Origin of the sequence: Lentisphaera marina (assembly GCF_028745505.1) — a bacterium.
Classification (GTDB): domain Bacteria; phylum Verrucomicrobiota; class Lentisphaeria; order Lentisphaerales; family Lentisphaeraceae; genus Lentisphaera; species Lentisphaera marina.
On sequence record NZ_JAQZZL010000001.1, the window covers coordinates 811,276 to 829,772 of the forward strand.

Here is an 18,497-nt window from a genome sequence, read left to right on the forward strand (position 1 = left end):
TCTTTAAAAGACTTGCTTATTCTTTGACTCCGCCAGAAAGCAAGTAAGCAATTAGGTCGCGAACTTCATCAGCATTCATTGAGTTCATCAACATGGGGGGCATCTGTGATACAGGATAGTCTTCGATGGTTTCCACATCATCAAAAGGAATTTGACGAGGCTTAACTTCTTTGTTGCTCTTAGTTGTGGGATAGACATCGTAGTATGCTTCACGGGGCATCACTAAGCCATTGATTTGAGTTTTATCTTTGAGGGTAATGATTTTTGAGCTGTATTGATCGGAGACATTTTTACTTGGCTCAATAATTGATTCGAGTAAATAACGATCATCAAATTTAGTTCTCACCATGCTCAAATCGGGACCGATATCTCCGCCTAAACCATCAAATCGGTGGCAGCTAGCACAGGCAGCGGCATGGAAGAGATTGCGGCCATTTTTCAAATCAGCTTTTTTGAGTGCCCCACGATGGGTATAACGACTCGCTTCTTTTACAGTCCACATTCTTCCAGGCCCTTTCGGAGCCGTAATTTTGAACTTTGGTTTATTGCCGAATTCTTCGCCAGTAATATCTTTTAAAGCCATGCGATCTTCACTGTTCAATTGAGCCAGAACTTGACCACGAATGTTAATTAAGAATTTTGCGTAGCTATTGCCACCTGGATGCTTCGCTGCAGAATTCAAAAAGGAGATATATGTTCGGCGTTGTTCTAGAGTCCAGCCCGTCTTGAGGTTGCGCAAGATGAAAGCATAGCCAAGTTTTTGGACTGGAGGATAATCGTTAATCAATTTGTTGATTGTTCGGGCATAGCCTTTATTTCTGCTAATGATATCATTCTGCCATTGTGGTAGTTTGGTCGGTGAATCCTGTTCAATAAGTGCCATGCCTTTTGTGATGATTCCAGGGGCTTTTAAATAGACTAAGACACGGAGGAGTTCGGTGTTTAGATCATCATTTTGAGCAGGGAGTTTGGGATCCAATTGAGCAATAACTAGCTTACGATCTTTAGCATTGGGTTCACCCATGCGGATAAAAGTGAGTGCATAAGCACGCAATAAACCGAGTTTTTCTTGAGTTTTTAGCTTATCAAAATCTAGTTTTAGTAGGCTAGAAATTATTTTTTCTTGATGATCTTTTGTTCCCATACGAGCTAGTGCCACAGCGCCGGTGATTGTCGCTTGGGGATTCTTGCTTTCAAAAACTTTATGGGCCCATTGCTCAGTAGGCTGAGATTCGATAGCTACCCTTGCTGCATGTCGCAACCAACGGTCAGAACTCGATAAATGTGGCCAGGCATCAGCGACGGCCTTAGCATTAACCACGCCATGATAAGCTTCGAGCTGACGGCGGATTTTGTGCATTTTTGGGAGTGTGAAATCGCTAGGAGAGATCGCTTCAGTAGATTCAGAACCTTCGTAGCTGAGACGATATAATCTAGAGTCTGTACCGCGACCGCCAGTTAAGAAATACATAGAGCCATCTTTAGCAATGAGTCCATCAGTTAGCGGCATCGGTTCACCATAAGCAAAACTTTCTTTTTCGGCTTTGTAACCAGCGCCATCAGCATTGATGTGTAAGGCGTGAATTGTTCCGTAAGTCCAGTCAAAAGCGTAAACAGCTTTTTGGTATTTAGCAGGAAATTTGGCTCCTAAACCAGAGACCATGCCTGTGGGAGAACCAGGGCCGATATCTAAGACAGAAGGTAAGCTATCTTCGTAATAGGCAGGCCATTTACCTGAGCCAGATCTCCAGCCATAATCAGCACCACTAGCGACAAAGTTAATACGTGTGGGACGATACCAAGGTGTGCCCATGTCCCATTCCATGTCAGCATCATAAGTGAAGAGGTCGCCAAAGACATTGTAGGCCACGTCAAATTGATTACGGAAACCGATGGCAAAAATTTCATTCTTCTTGGTGTCGGGATTATAGCGAGTCACATGTCCACCTGGAGCATAGACGCCTCGAGCATGGTTATTGCCATCCCACTCACGCTCGAGCAAGAGGTCTTCATCCCATGATTGAACTCGTGAGAAAGAGACAATATCTTTTTTTGGTTTTGGCGTGTGATTACCACCGACTAAGTAAAAATCCTTATTATCTTGTGCGAGAACAACACTATGGCTACCATGCTCTGATCCATTATAAGCTGTGGGGAAGAGTTCACTTGCGTCAAGAGCGCCATCGCCAGTGCTATCAGTCAAACGCATGAGACCGCCATTTTTGAAGTAGTAATAAAGGGATCCATCATGCCATGTCATGCCGCGAGTTCCCTTGAGTTCTATAGGCATTTTTTCAATGGCAATTTGTTCGCTATCGAGATTGAGTTGAAGGCGATAAAGTCCTTCCATTTTTTGTCCAGAGACAAATAAACGACCTTGATCATCTTCTGCGATGGCAACTTGAGAGCCATATTCTTTGGGGAATTTATAGATTTCTTGAAGTTTAAAACCGTCTAAGGCCGAAGTATTACTAGTCTTTCCTCCACTCTCTTTTAAACCGAAATCACCCCAAGGGGCAATACCTAAACCGCCGACAGAAAAGAGTTTATCTGACCAGTTTGCCGAGATTGATGCTTGAGTATTCCATTTATTTTGAAGTTTTTCACTAGCATTCCAGCTCGTATCACTAATGATTTCCTCCGTGCTACCATCTTCCATTTTAAGAATGATTTTAAAGATAAGTGCAGCTAAGCCACCAGCATTTTTGGCTTCGATAGCGATTAGGTTATTTCCCTGTTTAATCTTTTTTGACAAATCTTCAGACATAAAAGCTTTTTCCCAAGCCTTGCTATCTGAGAGCTGTTCACCATTGAGCCAAAGTTTCATTTCATTATCGCAAGTACTGAAAATATGAGCACTGGCAATTTTGCCTTTGGACGAGAAAGTTTTGGTTAAATAGAGGGGCTCATCATCAGTTTTATCTTTCTTCCAGATCCATTGAGCTTCTTTGTTTGCTTTGAAATTTGGGGTGTCATTTGTTTTGGAGAATGAGTAAACTTTTTTATCTTGATCGCGCTCTTTCTCAGCAAGAGTATTTTTAAGTAATTCTTCTGCCTCTTGACCAGAAACTTTGCGTAATTCAATATCTTTAAACTCAGCGGTCATTGGGGCGCCACCGTGAAGCTGCAGGCCTAGTATACCACTGCGAGCCGCATTTGGGTGATTATCAGTTACATCGACTGTCGTAATTCCATTGACCTGATGGATCATGCGATTGCCAACCGCAACAACGCGGATTTCGTTCCATTGATTAGCATCCCATTTGATTGATTTATCGCCAAATTCTTTGATCACGGTCTTTTTGCCGTCTTTATCGACTGCAACTTCTTGGAAGCGCTGAGCGACAATTCCACGACCTTCACCTTGGTGATACATCATACCTAAGAGATGGTTGGCATGGATAATGTCAGCTTGATAACCATTGACGGTGAAACGCGTGGGGTTAGCTAACTTACTTCTGTATTGCAAGCCAGAATTATTGCCGCGAACACGTGCTTTGAGAGTGATTTCAAAATCGGCAACTTCATCATCCCAAACTAAAAAGTTCCCACCAGTAGGATGTTCTTTAGTGGATTGACCAAAAATCACTCCATCTTTAACTGACCAATAAGATAAATCGCCTTTCCAACCATCGAGAGTTTTGCCATTAAATAGGCTTTGTGCTTTTTCGGCGAGTGCACTTTGTTGGGTGAGCACGAGTGCTAGGCAGAGGCTTAGGAGTTTAAAGGTCATAAGTTATCCTGGTTTAAAATTCTAGTTTTATAATGTATAAATATAAGTTTTTTGAGTGAAAGTCTTGTGTGGCTCTTTTTAAAAATATAACATTTTCGTCATACTCTTTTTAGTGCCGTAATTAATTAAACCCCGCAAAAAATGAGATGCTACAAAATTAAGTGAACTTATGTGATTTTTTTTAAGCTATCTTTTTAGTATGATGAATCATATAAGATAATCGATACAGTCCTCCTCCTACAAAACTTAGATGCGAGAGGACAAATTTGAGAATTTGGGATAAAGCTAAGCTATCGAACGGCCTTAAGGAAATGATTACTTAATCAATTAGTTTGATCACTTTGATCATGCCGAGGCCTTCAGCTGTGCTGAAATCAATTTTCTTCTTTGTTTTTTGATTGATGAGCGCGAGACTGAATTTAGAGATGCGTGACCACTGCACTGTTTTCGGCTTTTTGTCATGACTCTTAAAATCACTAGTTTTGATGATAATGTCTTTACTGGCGCCGGCAGGCACAGGAACGCTATAATGAAAACGACCAATATCGCGGTGAGCACCTAGGAAGCGACTATCAATACCGATTTGTAGGTAGTAGTCGTCTTGTTTGGGGTCGATAGTAATACTTAATTTTTTATGATCGAATTTGAAACTTGGATCCTGAAATTTGTAGGTGTTGAGATTGCCATGACGCCAAGTCCAGCCTTGTATTCCGTGACTGAAATCTTCAAAAATCAATTGATCTTTTGCAAGGGTTTTCAGGTCTTCTATTTTAAAACCTTTTGGGACGTAAGAATGCTCTTCGGAGAAAATGCTATAGGTCGAGGTGTTGCCATTCAAAGTCTCTTCTTCTTTATCCAGTTTGTAGCGACATAGAGCAAAAGTGTAGATGGGGATTTTATTGTCATGCGTAATCTTAGCTTGCCAGCTGTCTCCCTGACGTTCTGCCTGAGCACGATTCCAAAAACGTGTGATTGAATTGGGATTATGAGAATAGTAAATTTCGACTTCTAATAAATCGTCTTTACGATTATCTGGAGTGACAGTGAAAGTCGCCTCATTGGCAGTTAAGTCAAAGCTAGATAAAGCAGTTGCGGGCATGCGTTCATCCTCGCCTTTTAAGTAGAGATTGAACCATTTGTTGAGTGTGATCCATTGCTCGGCACCGGGGCCATGGTTTTCGTGCATATTCATACTGACTCGCCAATTACTGTGCTTGAGTAAATCCATAGTCTGATAGACGCGGTCAAAGACGGCGTGAAAATCGTTACTGGAGTTAATGAACATGACGGGAATTTTGACATGCGGCCAATAGGCAGAGGGATCAATGGTGTTAACATACATCTCAAGATGCCCAGGCTTGGCGTAATGAGCCGCAAGGCCAGTTCCGGAAAGTCCGGGGAAATCCTCATGCAGAAAACCAGTGCCACCAACAAAAGGCGCGACCGCTTTAAGGCGTGGATCCATAGCAGTCATGGAAGTAATGGTTCCGCCCATTGAGAAGCCTGAGAAACCAAGTTTATTGGCATCGACTTCCGCTTGCTGTTCAAGAAAAGTGAGGGCTCTTTTGGCGGCCACAACGAGCAGAAACCAATTGTTATTACGGGGACTATCAATAGGATCAATTGAAAATTCATCGGCTTCAAGTCCGCGTTTCCAGCCTTTGCGCAAAGCCTTAGAATAAAAGCGTGGGCCTTGGCTTGGGTCGACTTTGCCCCAATCAGTGTTTTCGTCGATATCCTGTTCCATGGGGCGCCCGAGCCAGTTGATATCGACGCTCGCAAAACCACACTTGGCAAAGTAAATGCCGCGAGTTTTATCGGCGCGTTGACCTCCACCATGACTCCATACGAAAGCAGGATTTTTCTGACCGTTTTTTGGGAAGCAGTAGTAGGCAGCAATACGGGCGTCTTGCCCTTTGAAAGTACCGACTTTGAAAGTGATATAGCGTGCGACCACACCATCCTCTTGCCACTCTTTGATAATTTTCGTTTCTAGTGCTTCTTTGCGAGGGTCGTAATCTTTCCATAAATCAAGAACATTATTGGGGACTTCGCCAGCTTGATAAGGGGTGAAAGTATCTTGAGCTAGCGCACTTAGGCAAAAGCTTATTGTCATCAAAGTGAAGAGAAATGTTTTCATTGCGGTCCTTAGGTGATTTTGTATAAATTAATGAAACAGCATAAAACTTTGTTTGTTACAAAACAAACTTTAATCAAGTGACAAATCTTTATTTTAATTGAGACTAGTCAATTGCATCATTCGTCAATGCACAAGAGTAGAATGGACTTTGAGATAAAAATTACTTTGTGATCGCGGGTAGTTTTTTACCATGCTTTTTTAGTAAAGGAGCTATTTGATCGACCATGATTCTTGCGCCCTCCGCATTGGGGTGAACTTTATCAGGGAAACACTCAGGGCGATTTTTTAGGGGCGTGTAGAGGTCAATGACTGGGAGTCCCATTTCTTTTGCGACAGCCTCAACAAGTGGATTGATTTCCTTTTGAACAATTTGGTTACTAATGCCCCAGCGCTCTGGAAAAACAGGTACAGCTTTACATAGCCAAATCGCTGGTTGGCTCTCTAGCTTTTGGAAAGATTGAATGAGTTTTTTATAATCAGAGGCGTAATCTTTTTTATGTTGCCAGTTTTGAGGTTTTGTATCATTAGTGCCAAGCTTAATGATGACGACATCGGGCTGAAAGGCGAGAGCTGCTTTGTATTGGGGAGAGTTGACATAGGGGGCGTTGCCTTTAGTCAGTAAAGTACGACCACTAATACCGAAGTTTTTAACTTCCCATTGCTCGCCGAGTTTCTTTCCAAGTTGAGCCGGGTAGCTATTGTTCACACGATCTTTAATTGCTGCACCAAAAGTAATGCTATCGCCAACACAGGCGACTTTGATTTTATCTTGTGCCGAGAGGCTTATAAAAAAGCATAGGGCAATGAGTATTTGTATGAATTTCATTGGGTTCCTTAGTTAGCAGTAAAATAGAGGGCGCGGAATGCGGAACCTCCAGGTTTGATACGACCTTTCTTATTTGGGAGGGTTTCTAATTCGAGGGTGTGCTCACCATCGCTTAGTTCATTAAAGAACATGAGGGTCATGGGGTAATTGAAGCCACTATGCTTATGCAGGGTATCGATAATTTTTGTTTCTTTACCATCGATGGTGCATTTGATGATGCCGGCATCGGGTCCGCTGAGCATATAGGCTCCAATCGCTGTTCCTGTAAATTGGATTTTGAGTTTGGCCCCAGCAGTTTTGGTGTAGATCATCGGGCTTTTTTGGAAGCGAGTTCTGACATTGCCTTTATTTTCTTGTTTCCAATTAGGAGCCCCCTTTTTCCAGTGTTGATCGATTTCAATATCTTCATAAACAAGGAAACGTCCCTTGGAATAAGATTTGGGATCAAGCAATTCTTTTTGCTGATGGGCAGTGATTTTTGCGTCTTTCGCAAGAGGCTTAGACCACTGTTTTTCTAAGGCCTGTTGAATCATGCTAGCCGCCATGGTGTTGCCATATTTATTGGGATGAACGCCACCAAATTTTTTCCAAGTCATTTTCTTAGCGTTGATTAAGTCGGCGAGCTCTTGAGCAAGGTTGTTGACGGAAATGCTGTAGTGCTTCGCTACTTTGTTATGCGCAGAAGTGGAGGGGTTCATTTCGCCTTTTTGAGCTAGCTGTAAAATATTTTGATTGACGAAAAAAGTCATGATGATATCGACATTTAGATTGTGACGACGAGCTTGGGCAACGATGCCCTCCATGCCGCGTATTGCGTCATTGTAGTTGTAGACACCATCTTGGTCATCATTAACGGCAAACTCCACAAATAGCATATCGAGAGGGCCTTGGCTGAGGATGTCTCTTTGTAAACGAAAAGCCCCCGTATCGGAGCAAGTCGAGCTAATGCCTGCATCGGTGAACTTGAATTTGGTTTCAGGAAAACGCTCTTGGAGGTAAGTCATCATCATGGGGCGATAGCCATTCATCTCAGTAATTGAGCCGCCGAGGAAGGCAACGTGGCCCTTTTTATTTCTTTCAAAAGTGATGCGAGAGTTTTGGAAATTGCTGCGACTAATGAAGTTTTTGTCGCCGACGATATCCTCTGCGGCAATGGAAGTCTTCTTTTCGGTGTGTTTGATCATGAAGTCGACGATGGCTTTGGGGTCCTTGAGAGAATGAGGATGGTGACCGACATCTTTTTTGTGAATGACTTCAAAAATACCGCCGAGCTGTTTGTAGCGTTGTTGGGCGATAGCGGTGTTTTCTGATACGGGAACGACTTTGTCGACATCACCCACGACGTGAAGGATGGGGATTTTTGCCTTTGCTAAAGCCTGTAAATTATCAATGGGGTTGGACTTGTAAGCCAAAGCTTGTTCTTCGGAAAAACCATAAGCTTTTAAGCAAGCTTTCCATGCGCCAGGACTCCCAGGACCAGAGCCTTTGCCACCGGGCCAACTCTTAAAATCCATCACCGGAGCATCGCCATATATAGCCGCGACTTTGTCGGGATTTTTAGCGGCCCAATTATAGATGATGAGACCGCCACGTGACATGCCCTCTAAAATGGCGCGATCCGCAAAGAGGTGTTCAAAGCGGAGGTAATTATAAAAGTCGTCCCATTTTTTCAGGGCTTTCGGACTGCCAAACCAATTGCTAACATCGCAATAGACGACATGATAACCCCGTTGAAGCATGGCTAGATCAAATTGAGGCTCATGTCCCCAAAAGCGAGCCCGCCAAACCCAGGGCTTTCCATCGGCGATTTTTTTTGGTACGACGATTTTAGTGCCTTGGTGACTATACATTGTGTAGCCATGCCAATCAGAAGCTTTACCTGGAAAGCTTTGTGTATTGGCACTTAGAGTAAATGAGCTTAGAAATAAGAGTATGGCGCTAAAAATTGTTATTCGATATGCTTGCATTTGTTTCCCTGAAATTGTTAAGTTTTAGATCTAACCAGTTCAAAATAAATTTGTTTCAAATTTTGTGTTCAAATGTTTTATTATTTTAGTGTAAGCTGTCTTTTTTAAGCTTTTCCTTAGATAAGGTATGCACAGATAGCTATTTGTTAACAGCTAGAGGTATATTAATTCGAAATATCTATGAGTAAGTGTAACGATCTTGCTTCTTTTTGGTTTACTGTGAGTAATGATATTTTAGTATAGGCGTAGCATTAATGATCCAAATCAAACCTTTAATTTCTTTCACTTTCAAGAGTCGACTTTTCTTGGGGCTCACTGCAGCTCAAGCAGATGATACAAAGAAGTCCAAAATAGAACAACTAGTGTCGGGGAGTGAGTTCACTTATGGCTATCCCCATTGTGAAAGTCACTAGCTTTGAGTGCAAAAGTTTGTCATTGAGATGCCCCTTTGAGATTAAGTTCAGTGACGTACTTATCTATGCCGATGATTAATGTGTTTGGCTTTTCACAAGGCAGGTCAATGAGCAATTTTGCATCAGCAGTGAGAGGCTGATATTCATCAAGCATAAAGAGGGGTTTGCGGCAGCGATGAAAGTTGCCATCTTGGGTCCAAGTCTTCCAGCCATTTGCAAAGCTTTCTAGCACTGCTGGTCGTTTTAGAGAACTCATAATTCCCGCTTTTTTGAGTGTATCAGGATTAATCATCTGAAGTACAGAAGCTAGGTGAAAATGATCCGTGGTGAAAGGGCTGCCACTATAGCTGACACCACTGATTTCTTTATCGAGCGGATAGGTGACATCCCCATAGGCCCACAAAGGTTTATCTAAAGCGCCCAAAGGAAGTGGAGCTGTCCACGTTCCGTTCTTCTCGCTTGCTTTTGCCTGGCGCCAAAATTTATCGGCAGCTTTTCCTTGGCCATTAGTGGTGTAATAGATATCAACTGCAAGGATCTTTTTTGTATAAAATCAGGCACTTAGGGTTTTGTGATATTCTTTATTCCCTCCAGCGCTATTTCTGCGAACTGATAGTGCCCATCGCCTTGATTAGCTAGCAGTGTGAGGCGATAAAAGGTATAGGCTTGGGTGTTCTCAAAGCTGTAGCTTCTTTTGAAGAGCCGCTTGGGAAATGGAGATTCATTTTTGCGGTGGTCCAGAAGAGTCCATTCCGCACCATCCATGGAGCCTTGCCATTTCCATTCTGTAGGGTCGCGCTTCGGCATGTCATTTGCGGAGGTGAAGGAGTAGGAACTGACCACACGCGGCGTAGGTAATTGCACTTGCCATTGTAAGGGGCGACCATGATGAACGTAACACCATTTTGTTTTTAGATCGCCATCTACGGACTTATCGATATGTGCCTCTGAGAGGTTTTTCCAAGGCAAATGACCGCTGGGGCAAGTTAAGATGGCTTGAGCGGGCTCGCGAGTTTGAGCAGTAAGAGTCTCCTGTGGCCAACGCTTACTTAGCGCTTTTATCCATTGTCGAGCCATAAGTTCATGGCCTTGGGGTAAGGGGTGAATTCCATCCCACATCCAGTAATCTGGAGACGATGATTTAGCTGCCGAATCGAAAAGGTCTTGGGTCTTGATGTGAACGGCATCAAATTCCTTTGCTAGTTTGGCGACAATGGTGCGCAATTGATCAGTTGCCGAGCGACGTGCTTTCCAGACCTGCTCGTTCTTCAGGCCACCCGATTGCAAAATGAAAGGATCGAGGAGTACGATTTTTAGTTTCGGATTAGCTTTGCGACTGGCGCTAAGAATTGCACGGTAGTCATTTTCAAATGCTTGTGGTTTAACCTTTTTTCCTACATCATTGGTTCCGATCAGGATGGTCAAAAGATCCGGACGCATATCGATCGCATCCTTTTGCCAACGGGCTTTAAGCTGTGCAACTGTATTGCCACTGATTCCGCGATTATAAAAATCCAATTGCGCGTGGGGCTGATCCATGCCCAAGCGCCCAGCAATCATAAAGACAAAACTATGTCCAAGGTAGTGATTGCGATCGCGCTCATTACGGCCACGGTTCATATCCGTAATAGAGTCGCCGATGAATAGCAAGCGGCTACCTTTTTTAAAAGCGGGAAGAGCGTGATTATTTGTATTAAGCTTCTCGGAAGTGTTTTTAGGTGCTGGTCCCTTTAGGGTTTTGATCAAATAACGCGTTGCTTCATATTGTCGATAACCATTGAATTCTGCATAGCGGACTTCGCAAAATAAATCCAATTCACGGCATCGTTTCTGGAGCTGAAAGGCAAATTGCGGGCTATGAGCACCAAGGTCATTTTTAAGGTTATTATCGTAATAGATGGCGACGGGAGGGTCGTCTGCACTCACATGGGCATAAGGCGAATATTTTTTAATCCAAGGAAGAAGTTTAGGGCGCGATTGTAAAAAGTCCTGATTGCTAACATTGAAGGCATGGCCCCCGTAGGTGATGCGGCTTAGCCAGTCCTTCATATGCTGTGGGTCCAGTGATGTTTGCGGAACTCGCACAGATGCACAAAAAAGGCGGGTCGATTGACGCGCAATAGGATCAAGGCTGGCTGGGTCGGCCATGTCATCGTGATAAGCTAACCAAAGAGAAGAACATCCGCCGGCCGAGGCTCCCGTTGCTCCGATGCGGGTGGTATCGATGTGCCATTCTGAGGCTTTGCTACGGACAAACTGTAGAGCACGTGCAGCATCGTTTAAAGGAGCTTTGACTGGTGGTACAATTCCCGCTTCCTTCGCCTGACTAACATAACGGTAGTTAATTGCGACTACTGAAAGACCTGCCTCTAGCAAGGCCTTTACATCCACGCACCCCCGGATGATTTCCTTACTACCCGTCTGCCAAGAGCCTCCATGGATATAGAAGACTAAGGGTGCGGGATGAGCGTTTGATGCCTGTGGCGCCATCCAGAAATCGAGTACCTGTCGTTGATGTGTCCCGTAAGCGACATTTGTCTGTGTTGGCTTGGGTACCGAGTCGGGGTAGCTTGATGGAGCTGCGTGAACGAGTGTATTCATGAGGCAGACGATCGCAATAATTATGCCTGTTTTCATCTTTTTATATCCCTTTTTCATTATGGTTTTTTTAAATCGGCCGCCATTACCACATCTTTCATGCGTGATTTGGGTGATACCTTCAGTTCAACGAGCTTGCCGTTTTCAACACGGCCCTGAATAGTGGTCTTATAAGGTGCGTGAAGTTTAAACTCCGCATTCCAATCCTTCGGCCAAGCTGGACTTATAAATACTTTTTTACCCTCTGTCTGAAGGATCATTGACTGGAATGCCTTGAGTAGAACTCCACCGTGAGTCTGGTCAGGGATCCAGTCCATATTGGGTCCCCAAAATGCAGGGAAACGAGAACCATCGTGTTTGACAGAAGCTCGGTTAACGAGGAACTCCTGGGCCTGAGCCGTCAGCCCGAGGTAGGTCATGAAAATATCGTCCTGGCGCCACCCTTGATAGCCTTTCGGTCGACGGTGTGTTAAGGCCTCAATGGCGAGTTGCGCATTCGGGTTTTCAAAGGAACTCAGTCGGAATGGGTAGACGCAGTAGAGCTCTGGGACCTCGCTATTTCGGTAATTTGCGAAAGAAGCGGCGGGCGCGAACATTTTCACACCATTAAGCATACGTGTAGGTATTGGCGGGAGTTGTCTTTTTAGCTGGGTCCAGTAGGTACGTTGTTTTAGGGAAGTTAATTTTTCTGGTAGAGCCAGTAGTTCCTCGGTCACCGCATGTAGCCCAGCGACTTCTGGCATGGGATTAGTACACTCCCACCAAGTCTCAAGTGCCTGGGAGGGATGCATGATTAGTTTTCCGTCCGCTCCCGTTTTGTATTGCAGGTCGAAAAAGGTCAAAACCTCATGGGCAAAGGGAATGATCGTTTCTTGCAAAAATTTTTCGTCGAGTGTGTGTTTGTAACGATCGAGCATCATGTAGCTCAGTTCGAGTCCAGAGACCCATTCCCATTTGTGCCAGGGGCTTTCCTGCAGCTTGTCTGTTCTCTCGTGAAAAGGCCTTGATCCGTAATCACTGACGCGATGATTTCCATAAAAATGCATGGTTTCCGGAACATAGAGTCCCTTGTGTCCTGTATGCTTTAGTGTGCGATGTTTATGATATTCAAGGAGCTCCTTGCAGTACATGTTGTACAGCGAATCGGTCATCTCAAAATCACCGGAAGTGCACATGCTCATGTAGGGCATGCGGGTGTTCTGCCACCAGTAGCCAGGTCCCCATTGACGATAATCTGGATTTCCCGAATCTGCGCGTGGATTTGTTGGGTGTCCCACCGTAAAGATTGATCCGTTAAATTTGATGGGGTAAGCCCCTCGCGCGGCACAGGCATTGATGTAGCGTTGCAATGCATAGGCGCGACTCACAATATAGGCATCCGTTAGCGAGCGTTTAGGATTTTCTTCAGCAATTTTTCTTCCATTGTGGTAGAGGGCAATCCTTCCCGTCTGGGAATCTATCACGACAGCAATGTGGTTCCATTCATTGGGGGTGAGGCAGTCCTTTACCATTAAGATTTTTTTACCTACGATGAGGCGCAAGCTATTACCTGGGTGTGTATCCAGTAGAAAACCCTCATTACTACCCACTAAAATTTTATTTAAAATACGAACGCTGCCCGCATGAGCGTCGGGCCGAATCCAGGTCTCTATCGTTAGAGCTGGGGAGTTGGTCCATTGATCCGAGTTGGGAAGTTCCGTATGTAAGTTCGGCGTCGCAGAAAAAAGAAGTTCTTTTGGATCAATACCACTAAGTGACTCTTGATCTTGAGCGAGTTTGTGGATAAGATCTTCATCCAACGCCACTTTCAGCAAGGAAGAACGCCCCATTTTACCTTTAAATCGACTGTTGCCATTGGAATCGACACCGAAGCTAAAATTGAGCTTATTTGGGGGGATAAGGTTTTGGCTAAGCTCATTTTTTGAGCTTTTTGTGGCGTGAATCCAACTGCGTTGCCAGAAGGATTTCCACCAGGCTTCATGGGCGAAACGGCGAACTTCAAATTCAATGGCCTCGACTTTAGAAATAGTTTGATCCATCTTTGCCAGCCATTGGTTTTCAGTAGCGGGGTGTTGAGCTACCACATAGAGATCAAAGCGGTGCTTGTTGGATCTTGGTGAGCGCAAATGAGTGCGATCCACACGTTTTGCACCCTTGGCTTTAATAAGCGCCCCAAAGGTACGATGGAGCAATGGATCGATTCGTTTGAACGTGCTTAGGCCTTGAGTCTCAGCCAATTGCTTTGGTTTTTTAGAATAAAGGTTGCGATGATACCAGGCCAAATGATCGGTCTGATTCTCAAGTACGGTGTCCGCATCCTCAGCCTTGCGCCAGAGTTCCACCGAGGCCGTCGCGGTACTTGATTCGGAGCCATTGATTTCAGCATGAATGACTGGGTGATTGGCATCGACCCAGAGGCGAATATCTGTCTCGCCGCAGCGAGCCTCTAGAGTGCCGTCCACTAAACTAAGTGTTTGCAGGAAATCATCAGTAGAAGGCGCGGGGTTTAGCCTAATTCTCACTCGACCTATTTTCAGTAAAGTTCCGTCTCCACCCCACGAATCGGTTCGGGAGATATAGAAGATCAGGTCACCGTTGGGCTCAATCCAGGCATTGATGCCGGTGGAACCATTGCCTAGTGGCATGGAACCATTCTGATCCTTACCTGGGCTATTCCAAATCACATTATAGCGCTCGGGCGAAAACGTGGAATCCGCCGCATGCGCGATGGGTAATAAAAGTACTAGGCTGATGACTACCAATAAAGCGCTTTTTGTTTTACTTATCATAAGGGATTCCGTTTTATATTTAAAATTATTCTACAAGAAAAGGGCCTACCCACATGTATTCATGGGTCATTTCATTCACTTTTTGGATGGTGAAAGTGGCTTACTAGTGATCAGACCGATGCCTCGCCCTTTATTACCGACGGCATTATAAAATAGGTAGTAGGTTTCGTTTTTTGGATTCCAGACGAGTGATATTTTATGGGCATGATTGCGGTCAAGTCCGGAGGGATGGCCACCCGCTTTGTAGAGTGGTTCAGGGTCGGCAACCCAATGATGGAGATCACGGGAAAAGGCGACCATGATGTGAGCGTGACCACGACCGACACCAAAGTAGAACATGACCCAGTGGTCACCATCTCGAAAGACTTTTCCATCGGCACAGAATTTTTCATCGAAGCCTTTCGGTCGTACGCGAAGGACGGGGTTATTTGGGTAGCGCTTCCAATTTAGGAGGTCAGTAGATTTGGCCAAACCAATTTGTTCGATCCATTGGGGCATTTTTTTGGCATTGTAGAAATTATAAAAGAGACCCTCGTGCTCCACCAGCCAAGGCATATAGATACAGTCCTTTTCCCAGTCGCCGACATCCGGTTCATGAATTGAGAGAATGTATTGATTCTTTGCCCGCTGCCAGCTTATCCCATCTTTACTGGATGCGACGCCTTCATAGCCTGGGTCAATTTCATAGCCACCTTGCTTAGCGTAGGCGCCATAAAGTGACCAATATTTTCCATCTTTCTTTTTAAGTGTGCGTCTAGCGTTAATCCCATAGTCCTCATACAGGTAGGCACCAAGAACGCGACCTCCATAATCAAACTCGCCCTTTTTACCGTAGCCCATAGCAAGACGCATCTGGGTCCAGTTTAGTAGATCATCGCTCTCGGCAATAAAAGATTGATAACCTTTGCCATCGAAGCCAATGAAACTCATATACCATTTGGGATCATCCGGGAGTTGAAAAACAGTGGGTACATCGGTTTTGTTGACCTTTTTAAAGCCCTTGATATTGGGTTCGGGAGGGATCACATGATGTGGATGATAATGCCACCCTCTGTAAGGAGCGGACCATTTTTTGACGGTTTCTAGGCTAATTTCCTGACTTCCGTCAATTCGTTGTGCTGATGCTATGTTGGTGAAACATAAGCTTATGAAGATCGAGCACAGTAATTGAATTCGTGACTTTGAGGTTTTCATCTAGTACTTACCTAATTTTATAATATTCATGAAAAAGATATTGAGTGAAGAATAAGTCTTTACCACTCATTATATGAAAGTTATTTTAATCTTAAACAGGGATATATTTTCGCTGCGACATGAAAATGACAAAAACTTGATATGTTTATCATGATTTAACAAGAGACGAGTCTTTTTAAAGGGGGGACTATGTATCTCTTTGGTCATGTGGTAAGCGTAGGCTTTATACTACAAACTTCGGAAGTAATTGTCAAAGTATGTGATGTAACAGCTTCCGTGTGGGATGCGACAAGATAAAGCTGAATCCGTGAACCACATTATTGACTTCTCGTGATCTTTCACCTTCATTGACGTACAAATTTTCAAAGGACTACGGGTGTTCCTGCAAAAAGCTATATAAAATATCTACGAAATTTAAGTAAAGCCAGCTCACGGATCCAGGATTAAGTAAAGTCAGATTAATTAATATCTTGGCTATGTAACATTTTAAGGTGAAGGGTGTTTATTGTGAGTAATACCATAATTTATATCAGGATGATTAATAATGTTCCAAAGGAAATTCCTAGCTCGTCACGTTTTAAATAGTCTACTATTGTTTTGTGCAATTTTTGCGACTGCCGCAGAGGTAAACACCTGCAATATCGAAGCCTTGCAGGTGGGGAGTGAGTTCACTTATGGCCATCATCACTTAAAATGGCTTGCGGATAGTAATGGCAATGGCTTGATGGATCGCAATGAAGTTGAGCTTAAGAAAAAAGACCAATGGCAAGCAATAAATGATGCTGAATTTAAGCAGATTATTATTCGTCGTCGCGATCAGCTCTATATGAAAAATGCCTATGTTTACAAAAAAACGCCGACCCGTGATTTAGAACTCTATGTGGATTTCCCTAAAGACTGGAAAGTAAATGATAAACGTCCAGCAATAGTATGGTTTTTTGGTGGTGCTTGGAACACGGGGACGCCCTTTGCTTTTAAACCCCAATCCGATTATTTTGCTCGTCGAGGTTTGGTGAGTATTTGTGTGGATTATCGCATCCGCACGGTGGATGGAATTCATACAGATGGTTTCATTTCGGGTTTAGATGCCAAAACAGCGATTCGCTGGGTTCGCAAAAATGCTTCGTCTCTGGGGATCGATCCCACAAGAATTATGGCTGGCGGAGGCTCGGCAGGTGGCCACCTCGCCATTGCAACGCAGATTCCAAGTCTTAATGATCCGGCAGACGACTTAAGTATTTCCAGTAAAGTGAGTGCTTTACTTTTACATAACCCTTACGTGGTTCACATCAATCCCAAGAGTTGGATTTTTCAAATTGATTTCAAAACTTTGCCACCCGTTTGGGTCGGTTATGGCCTAAAGGATAAAGCCGCCTACAATGATGATCCTTCGACGAAAAGAACCGAGCGCAATGGCCAGAGTTTTGTCAAAGAATTAGGCCAAGCGGGAATTCCCTTGCGCACTTATATCAAGGCAGATGGCGGTCACGGCTTTTGTTCGAGCCCACTGCATTTAGAAACTAGTACTCTTGATATGGATGATTTTCTACAAGAATGTGGTCTCATAGAAAAGGCAAGTATCCTAGGGACGGGTATGAAAACTTCAGGTGCTTGGGCAAATCAGCATCGACGTGATATTTTGCAGGGCAAAGCAAGCCTGAGTCAGCCCGAAGTTCTCGAATTTGTCACTGAATGATCAAGGTCTTTTGATGCGTATTAACTCAAGCGAATTTTATTTGAAAGTGAGTTCCTCAAAGGGGATAGTATGTTGAATGAGGGGCTTGCCATTGATATCAAAACTTCCGACTCGCAAAGATTTTTTACTCCAATCAATTTCCACCATGCCGGCGTTTCTTTCCCAGGAAGGCTTGCCAATGCGGAATGAATTAGGAGCCACAGCCCAGTTTTTGGAGGTGTTGGTGATACCGCTACTCGTCATATCGTAGAAGGGGTAGCCGCCAATATCTTTTTTCGAGAGCTCAGAGAAGTGAACATCACCGGAAATCGCGACGGTATTTTGGCAATTATATTTTTTAAGTAAGTCAAAAAATCTTTTTTGTTCGTGGGGGACATTTCCCCAGTTCTCCATACCTTTCTCATATGAGAGCATTTGAATACTGCTGGCAATAATGCGTACGTCGGCGGGAACTTGGAGTTCTTGTTCAAGCCATTTCCATTGAGCATCACCCAAAAGCGTTTTACTCGTATCTTTAGTGGGTTCATACCAACCAACGGTGCCTTCTTTCTTGGGGCCTTTTGCGCGTGGGAGCATATCGCGAAAATAACGCGTGTCGAGGACGATGATTTGGCAACGTTGGCCTAGTTTGCCAAAGGTATAAGAAGTGTAGATACCGGGGCGTTGACGTCGAGGTGAATCGGCGGGGTCTTTAAAGAAATCGAGAAAGAGTTGTTGCGATTCTTTGCGTTTCGGGTAGGTGTTGCCACCATCATTTACGCCAAAATCATGATCATCCCAGGTGGCAATGATTTGAGTATTATCGCGCATGTGACGAAAACTTTTTATATCTTCTAGGGCTTGATATTTCTTCTTAAAAACAAGCATATCTTCGGTATCGCCATAAATGTTGTCGCCGAGGAAAACGAAGACATCTGCTTGTTTATCGACCACTGTGTTAAAAAGGGCATGACTCTGACCTTTTGATCTTTTATAAGCTCTAGGGTTGCTACAAGAACCGAAAGCAATTTTTGTTATGACCTTGTCTTCATGGAACTCTGATGTGGCCTCACTTTTAGAAGCTTGGCTTGAGCTACATGAAAAGAAAATTAGGCAAGATAATAATATACTGAATGGTTTGTAGTTCTTCATTTTGTTTCCT

Annotated in this window: 11 protein-coding genes; 2 read left to right on the plus strand and 9 right to left on the minus strand. The window is 44.0% G+C overall.

The window, feature by feature from the left end:
• Nucleotides 1-16: 16 nt before the first annotated feature.
• The 4 genes from PQO01_RS03365 to PQO01_RS03380 all read right to left on the minus strand — a co-directional run bounded on the left by PQO01_RS03365 (nucleotide 17) and on the right by PQO01_RS03380 (nucleotide 8,666).
• Complete coding sequence (locus PQO01_RS03365) at nucleotides 17-3,733, minus strand: 3-keto-alpha-glucoside-1,2-lyase-like domain-containing protein (protein WP_274312633.1); 3,717 nt, start codon at nucleotides 3,731-3,733, stop codon at nucleotides 17-19.
• A gap of 319 nt (nucleotides 3,734-4,052) precedes the next feature.
• Nucleotides 4,053-5,873, minus strand: coding sequence for an alpha/beta hydrolase family protein (locus PQO01_RS03370; RefSeq protein WP_274312634.1), 1,821 nt, complete (start codon nucleotides 5,871-5,873; stop codon nucleotides 4,053-4,055).
• Between the two features lie 160 nt (nucleotides 5,874-6,033).
• The gene (locus PQO01_RS03375) at nucleotides 6,034-6,699 is read right to left on the minus strand and encodes a GDSL-type esterase/lipase family protein (protein WP_274312635.1); all 666 of its coding nucleotides are present in this window, start codon (nucleotides 6,697-6,699) and stop codon (nucleotides 6,034-6,036) included.
• Nucleotides 6,700-6,707: 8 nt separating this feature from the next.
• Nucleotides 6,708-8,666, minus strand: a complete 1,959-nt coding sequence (locus PQO01_RS03380) for a GDSL-type esterase/lipase family protein (RefSeq protein WP_274312636.1) — start codon at nucleotides 8,664-8,666, stop codon at nucleotides 6,708-6,710.
• Between the two features lie 254 nt (nucleotides 8,667-8,920).
• Between PQO01_RS03380 and PQO01_RS03385 the strand changes: the two genes are divergently transcribed.
• The gene (locus tag PQO01_RS03385; RefSeq protein ID WP_274312637.1) at nucleotides 8,921-9,079 is read left to right on the plus strand and encodes a hypothetical protein; all 159 of its coding nucleotides are present in this window, start codon (nucleotides 8,921-8,923) and stop codon (nucleotides 9,077-9,079) included.
• 19 nt (nucleotides 9,080-9,098) lie between these two features.
• On the opposite strand, the gene PQO01_RS03390 is transcribed toward PQO01_RS03385, so the two are convergent.
• From PQO01_RS03390 to PQO01_RS03405, 4 genes are all read right to left on the minus strand, one after another.
• On the minus strand, nucleotides 9,099-9,503 hold the full coding sequence (locus PQO01_RS03390; protein WP_274312638.1) for a hypothetical protein: 405 nt from the start codon (nucleotides 9,501-9,503) through the stop codon (nucleotides 9,099-9,101).
• A 137-nt stretch (nucleotides 9,504-9,640) separates the two neighbouring features.
• Entirely contained in the window at nucleotides 9,641-11,716 is a 2,076-nt protein-coding gene (locus PQO01_RS03395; protein WP_274312639.1) for a GDSL-type esterase/lipase family protein, read from the minus strand.
• 20 nt (nucleotides 11,717-11,736) lie between these two features.
• Complete coding sequence (locus PQO01_RS03400; RefSeq protein ID WP_274312640.1) at nucleotides 11,737-14,466, minus strand: DUF5703 domain-containing protein; 2,730 nt, start codon at nucleotides 14,464-14,466, stop codon at nucleotides 11,737-11,739.
• A gap of 75 nt (nucleotides 14,467-14,541) precedes the next feature.
• Nucleotides 14,542-15,660 (minus strand): glycoside hydrolase family protein, encoded by a 1,119-nt coding sequence (locus PQO01_RS03405; RefSeq protein ID WP_274312641.1) that lies wholly within the window; start codon nucleotides 15,658-15,660, stop codon nucleotides 14,542-14,544.
• Between the two features lie 544 nt (nucleotides 15,661-16,204).
• Between PQO01_RS03405 and PQO01_RS03410 the strand changes: the two genes are divergently transcribed.
• The gene (locus PQO01_RS03410) at nucleotides 16,205-17,356 is read left to right on the plus strand and encodes an alpha/beta hydrolase (RefSeq protein WP_274312642.1); all 1,152 of its coding nucleotides are present in this window, start codon (nucleotides 16,205-16,207) and stop codon (nucleotides 17,354-17,356) included.
• A gap of 36 nt (nucleotides 17,357-17,392) precedes the next feature.
• Here PQO01_RS03410 and PQO01_RS03415 read toward each other — a convergent pair whose 3' ends face one another.
• A complete protein-coding gene (locus PQO01_RS03415; RefSeq protein ID WP_274312643.1) occupies nucleotides 17,393-18,487 on the minus strand; it encodes an alkaline phosphatase D family protein in 1,095 nt (364 codons plus the stop codon).
• Nucleotides 18,488-18,497 lie beyond the last annotated feature (10 nt).

What these genes read in the sequence shown, in the direction of transcription:
- PQO01_RS03365 (WP_274312633.1), bottom strand. Translation starts at nt 3,733, where the DNA reads ATGACCTTTAAACTCCTAAGCCTCTGCCTAGCACTCGTGCTCACCCAA.
- PQO01_RS03370 (WP_274312634.1), bottom strand. Translation starts at nt 5,873, where the DNA reads ATGAAAACATTTCTCTTCACTTTGATGACAATAAGCTTTTGCCTAAGT.
- PQO01_RS03375 (WP_274312635.1), bottom strand. Translation starts at nt 6,699, where the DNA reads ATGAAATTCATACAAATACTCATTGCCCTATGCTTTTTTATAAGCCTC.
- PQO01_RS03380 (WP_274312636.1), bottom strand. Translation starts at nt 8,666, where the DNA reads ATGCAAGCATATCGAATAACAATTTTTAGCGCCATACTCTTATTTCTA.
- PQO01_RS03385 (WP_274312637.1), top strand. Translation starts at nt 8,921, where the DNA reads ATGATCCAAATCAAACCTTTAATTTCTTTCACTTTCAAGAGTCGACTT.
- PQO01_RS03395 (WP_274312639.1), bottom strand. Translation starts at nt 11,716, where the DNA reads ATGAAAACAGGCATAATTATTGCGATCGTCTGCCTCATGAATACACTC.
- PQO01_RS03400 (WP_274312640.1), bottom strand. Translation starts at nt 14,466, where the DNA reads ATGATAAGTAAAACAAAAAGCGCTTTATTGGTAGTCATCAGCCTAGTA.
- PQO01_RS03405 (WP_274312641.1), bottom strand. Translation starts at nt 15,660, where the DNA reads ATGAAAACCTCAAAGTCACGAATTCAATTACTGTGCTCGATCTTCATA.
- PQO01_RS03410 (WP_274312642.1), top strand. Translation starts at nt 16,205, where the DNA reads ATGTTCCAAAGGAAATTCCTAGCTCGTCACGTTTTAAATAGTCTACTA.
- PQO01_RS03415 (WP_274312643.1), bottom strand. Translation starts at nt 18,487, where the DNA reads ATGAAGAACTACAAACCATTCAGTATATTATTATCTTGCCTAATTTTC.